Source organism: Streptomyces roseochromogenus subsp. oscitans DS 12.976 (assembly GCF_000497445.1).
GTDB classification, from domain to species: Bacteria; Actinomycetota; Actinomycetes; order Streptomycetales; family Streptomycetaceae; genus Streptomyces; species Streptomyces oscitans.
Map to the genome: position 1 here is coordinate 3191897 of NZ_CM002285.1, position 4084 is coordinate 3195980.

Annotated in this window: 7 protein-coding genes; 2 read left to right on the forward strand and 5 right to left on the reverse strand. The window is 70.6% G+C overall.

Annotation, left to right across the window (positions count from 1 at the left end; all coding sequences use genetic code 11):
• Together M878_RS99850 and M878_RS63505 are read left to right on the forward strand one after the other, a co-directional pair.
• Positions 1 to 591 (forward strand): TOMM precursor leader peptide-binding protein (locus M878_RS99850; protein WP_023546908.1); only part of this gene is annotated, 591 nt, incomplete at its 5' end.
• On the forward strand, positions 584 to 1954 hold the full coding sequence (locus M878_RS63505; RefSeq protein WP_023546909.1) for an ABC1 kinase family protein: 1371 nt from the start codon (positions 584 to 586) through the stop codon (positions 1952 to 1954). The genes M878_RS99850 and M878_RS63505, both read left to right, overlap by 8 nt.
• A gap of 69 nt (positions 1955 to 2023) precedes the next feature.
• Here the strand turns inward: M878_RS63505 and M878_RS97495 are convergent, their stop codons facing one another.
• From M878_RS97495 to M878_RS47820, 5 genes are all read right to left on the reverse strand, one after another.
• Positions 2024 to 2236 (reverse strand): hypothetical protein, encoded by a 213-nt coding sequence (locus tag M878_RS97495; protein ID WP_158692689.1) that lies wholly within the window; start codon positions 2234 to 2236, stop codon positions 2024 to 2026.
• A gap of 138 nt (positions 2237 to 2374) precedes the next feature.
• Positions 2375 to 2698: a hypothetical protein gene (locus tag M878_RS63510; RefSeq protein WP_023546911.1), complete on the reverse strand. Its 324-nt coding sequence runs from the start codon at positions 2696 to 2698 to the stop codon at positions 2375 to 2377.
• Positions 2695 to 3063 carry a WhiB family transcriptional regulator gene (locus tag M878_RS63515; RefSeq protein ID WP_023546912.1) on the reverse strand — a complete coding sequence of 123 codons (369 nt, stop codon included), beginning with the start codon at positions 3061 to 3063 and terminating at the stop codon, positions 2695 to 2697. Before M878_RS63515 ends, M878_RS63510 begins: the two co-directional genes overlap by 4 nt.
• A 172-nt stretch (positions 3064 to 3235) precedes the next feature.
• A complete protein-coding gene (locus M878_RS63520; protein ID WP_023546913.1) occupies positions 3236 to 3556 on the reverse strand; it encodes a hypothetical protein in 321 nt (106 codons plus the stop codon).
• A gap of 164 nt (positions 3557 to 3720) precedes the next feature.
• Positions 3721 to 4084 (reverse strand): HRDC domain-containing protein (locus M878_RS47820; RefSeq protein ID WP_209445522.1); only part of this gene is annotated, 364 nt, incomplete at its 5' end.

A 4084-nucleotide genomic window follows, 5' to 3' on the forward strand; every position in this document is an offset into this window, starting at 1 on the left:
GGGCTCTCCCTGGTGATCCTCACGCCCCGGGACGACGTGACCGTGCACGCACCCGATCCCGCCGACGCCGAGCCGCTCATGGCCACCGGAACGCCGCATCTGTACGCCGGTGTCGTCGAGGGCACCGGCGTAGTCGGTCCGCTCGTCCTGCCCGGCGAGTCGGGGTGCGCCGGCTGTCTGCATCTCGACCGCGGGGACCGGGACCCGGCCTGGCCACGGCTCACCGCCCAGTGGCAGTGCCCGAGGGCCCGCCGGGTCGGGGCCTGCGATCTGACACTGGCCACGGCGGTCGCCGGCCTGGCCGCGGCGCATGCGCTGGCCTTCCTCGACGGGCAGTCGCCGTCCAGCGCGGGCACCCGCTGGGAGGTGTCCATGCCCGGACTGGACTGGCATGCCCGACCGGTCCGGCCGCATCCGGCATGCGGATGCGGGGCGGCGGAGCGAGGTAAACCATCGGCGGAGAAAGCCAAACCGGAGCACTCCTCAACCGACGGTGAACCGCGCGAGACAATGGCGGTGCAACGGCCGTCGGCGGAGCGACGCAAGGCAGGCGCGGCGCGGCCGACTGGGACTTGGAGGGCGCATGTCTGATCTTCCCCGGAAGGCGGTCACCCGTACCGCCAAGCTCGCCGCGCTCCCGCTCGGCTTCGCCGGCCGGGCGACCTGGGGCTTGGGCAAGCGGATCGTGGGCGAGTCCGCGGAGATCGTCGGCCGGGAGCTGCAACAGCGCACGGCGGAGCAGCTGTTCAAGGTGCTCGGCGAGCTGAAGGGCGGTGCCATGAAGTTCGGGCAGGCCCTGTCCGTCTTCGAGTCCGCGCTGCCCGAGGAGGTCGCCGGGCCCTACCGCGCGGCCCTCACCAAGCTCCAGGAGGCGGCGCCGCCGATGCCGACCCGCACGGTGCACGCGGTGCTCGAGGAGCGGATGGGTCCGGACTGGCACGATCTGTTCGAGGAGTTCGAGGACAAGCCGGCCGCCGCGGCCTCGATCGGGCAGGTGCACCGGGCCGTGTGGCACGACGGCCGCGAGGTGGCGGTCAAGGTGCAGTACCCGGGCGCCGGCGACGCCCTGCTCTCCGACCTGGGCCAACTGAGCCGCTTCGCCCGCCTGTTGGGCCCGCTGATTCCCGGCATGGACATCAAGCCGCTCATCGCGGAGCTGAAGGACCGCGTCTCCGAGGAACTGGACTACGAACTGGAGGCGCAGGCCCAGTCCGCGCACGCGGAGGAGTTCGCGGACGACCCGGACGTGGTGGTCCCGGCGGTGGTGCACCAGTGCGAGCAGGTCCTGGTGACCGAGTGGATCGACGGCATCCCGCTGTCGGAGGTGATCTCGGACGGCACTCAGGAGCAACGCGACCGCGCCGGTCAGCTGCTGGCCCGGTTCCTCTTCTCGGGCCCGGCCCGCACCGGCCTGCTGCACGCCGACCCACATCCCGGCAACTTCCGGCTGCTGCCCGGCGGCCCGGACGGCGAGGACGACTGGCGCCTGGGTGTCCTGGACTTCGGCACGGTCGACCGGCTGACCGGCGGGCTGCCGTTGCCGATCGGCACGTCTCTCCGCATGACCCTGGACGGCGCGGCCGAGACGGTCTACGAACTCCTCTGCGAGGAAGGGTTCGTGAAGGAGTCCATAGAGCTGGATCCGGACGCGGTACTCGACTACCTGCTGCCGATCATCGAACCGGCCCGGGCCGACGCGTTCACCTTCACCCGCGCCTGGATGCGCAACCAGGCCACCCGCATCGCCGATCCCCGCTCCCCCGCCTACCAGCTGGGCAAACGCCTCAATCTGCCCCCGGCCTACCTCCTGATCCACCGGGTGACCCTGAGCACGATCGGCGTCCTGTGCCAACTGGGCGCCACGGTACGGCTCCGCGAGGAGCTGGAGGAGTGGCTACCGGGCTTCGTGCCGGGGGACGAGCCGACAGAGGAGGAGACGGCAGCAGAGGCGTGATCCGGCGTGCCTTGAAAGTGGGGAGGGTGGGCGGGGGGAGGGAGGGGGGAGGGGCCCCCGAGAAGGGGCTCACCACCACGCCGAGTCCAGGCGGCCCTCGATCGCGCGGAGGTTCTCGCGGGAGCAGGTGTCGCAGAAGTACTGGCGGGTGCCGTTCTCCACGGAGCAGGTCCAGGTGACCGGCTGCGGTTCGTCGGCGGGGGTGCCGCAGCGGGCGCACACGAGCACGCGGCGCTCCGCGGTGGAGCCGCCCTGATCACTTCCTCCGGGAAGACTCGTCACCCGGTGACGATAACTCCGTCGGCGGCGGATCGCCGTGCGCAACGCACTGCGGGGACCGGTCCGTTCGGCTGGACCGGCCCCCGCGCAGAAGGCTTCGCCTCCCCGGGCCGGGAGGCCACCGCTTCTCAGGTGTGATCGTTACTGCATGACCGCCATGGCGAGCGCGCGGCGGGCGCGCAGCGAGGCGCGCTCGGCCCGGCGCTGCATCCGCTTGGCGGCCGCCAGGCGCACGGCCCGGCGTTCCCGCACGGCGTCATGGAGTCGCTCGTGCATATGCGCACGAGCCAGGGCTTCTTGCATGAGTTGCATCTCTCGGGTCCTGTTCTGGCGCGCTTCGGTCGCGCCGGTGGTGGTGAAGTCTGTGGTCGCGGAGCCGACGGGCTCGCTGGTGGACGGCTTCATCGGGGCCTGCTTCTTGGGGTCGTGCGTGAGGGGGCGGTCGATCGTTCCTGCGGTGTTCATGCCGTGACCGGGTTCTTGCGCGGGCGGCCACGCGGCCGCTTCCGGGCGACGACGACACCCTGGACGAACAGCTCGCCACCCCAGACGCCCCAGGGCTCACGCCGCTCCTTGGCCCCGGCGAGGCAGGCCTCGATCAGCGGGCAGGTGCGGCAGAGGGACTTGGCGTACTCGACGTCCGCCGGCGACTCGGCGAAGAAGACCTCCGGGTCGTAGGAGCGGCAGGGGACGGGTACGCCGAGGTTCTCGATGGCGTCGTCGAGCGCGGTGAGCGCGGTGAGGGGGGTCAAGGTGGAGTCCTCCGTGAGGCCGGGCGGGGGGATCGTCTGTGAAGGCGGTACGGACGGGGCGTGCGCTTCGAGTTGCACGGTTGGTCTTCCTCGTCTGGTCGGTCCGGCCGGTTGACCGGGTGTCGGCTTGGTACCGGGTTCTTTTCTTGTCCCGAGGCCCCTTCGCTCCGCTGCCCCCGTTCGGGGCAAACAGAAGGGCCGCGGATCCCGGGTGGGGTTCCGCGGCCCTGAAGGCGCCGGCCTGATCGGATCAGGCTGGATCACTCCAGGGTTTTGGCCCACGGAAGGCCCACATCAGGTGGTGCTGCGTCGTCTGCTTCCGGAATCCGGCACCGGCCGCCGCAAAGGCATAGGCCTGCGCCTGTGCCGCTACCGCTTCCAGTGCCTTGGTCGGTCGCTCATTGCGCTCACGGACGGGGAGGCCCGCGAGAGCGAGGGAGGACGCCGGACGGACGGCACGGATGCCGGACAGACCGGTGTCCTGGTGGGAGGCGCCGAGCATGCACAGGGAGACGGTCGAGCGATCGGTCAGTTTGGCCGTGCTGATGGTGCTGGTGTTGATGCTGATCACTGGACTCGCCTCCTCTCGGCGTCTTGGGGACCGGGGTGAACCAGTCCGTTCGGATGTGCAAGTACAACACGGAGTTGGGCCTTTGGAGAAGGCCGCTGCTTCCGTGCCTAGAACCTATGGGGATTGCTGGGGCATGCGCAAACTATTTTTTCGACGAGTTCGTATCAGTCGTCGTCATCGGCTTCCCCAACCTCGTGACCTGCGCAGATGGCCAGAACATCGGTTCCGTAGCTGCGCAGTTTGCGGCTGAGGACGCCGGGGATGCGGGAGAGCTCGGCGGGGCTCTCCGGCCGTGCCTCGGCGATGGCCATCAGGGTGCGGTCGGTGAAGACGCAGAAGTCGGGCTGTCCGCTGCGTTCGGCCTGGATCGCCCGCCAATCCCGCAGTCGTGCGTAGAGCCCTTCGTCCATGTCCGAGGGGCAGTCCTCGCAGCGCATCAGCTTCATCTCGCCCGCGTCGGTGAGCGTGCGGCCGCAGACCCGGCAGCGGGCGGGCGTGCGCTGGACGCGCCGGGGCACGGCGGCGGTG

Bases quoted from the DNA above. Each gene is read 5' to 3' on its own strand.
- M878_RS63505 (WP_023546909.1), top strand. From the start codon at position 584: ATGTCTGATCTTCCCCGGAAGGCGGTCACCCGTACCGCCAAGCTCGCC.
- M878_RS63510 (WP_023546911.1), bottom strand. From the start codon at position 2,698: ATGAACACCGCAGGAACGATCGACCGCCCCCTCACGCACGACCCCAAG.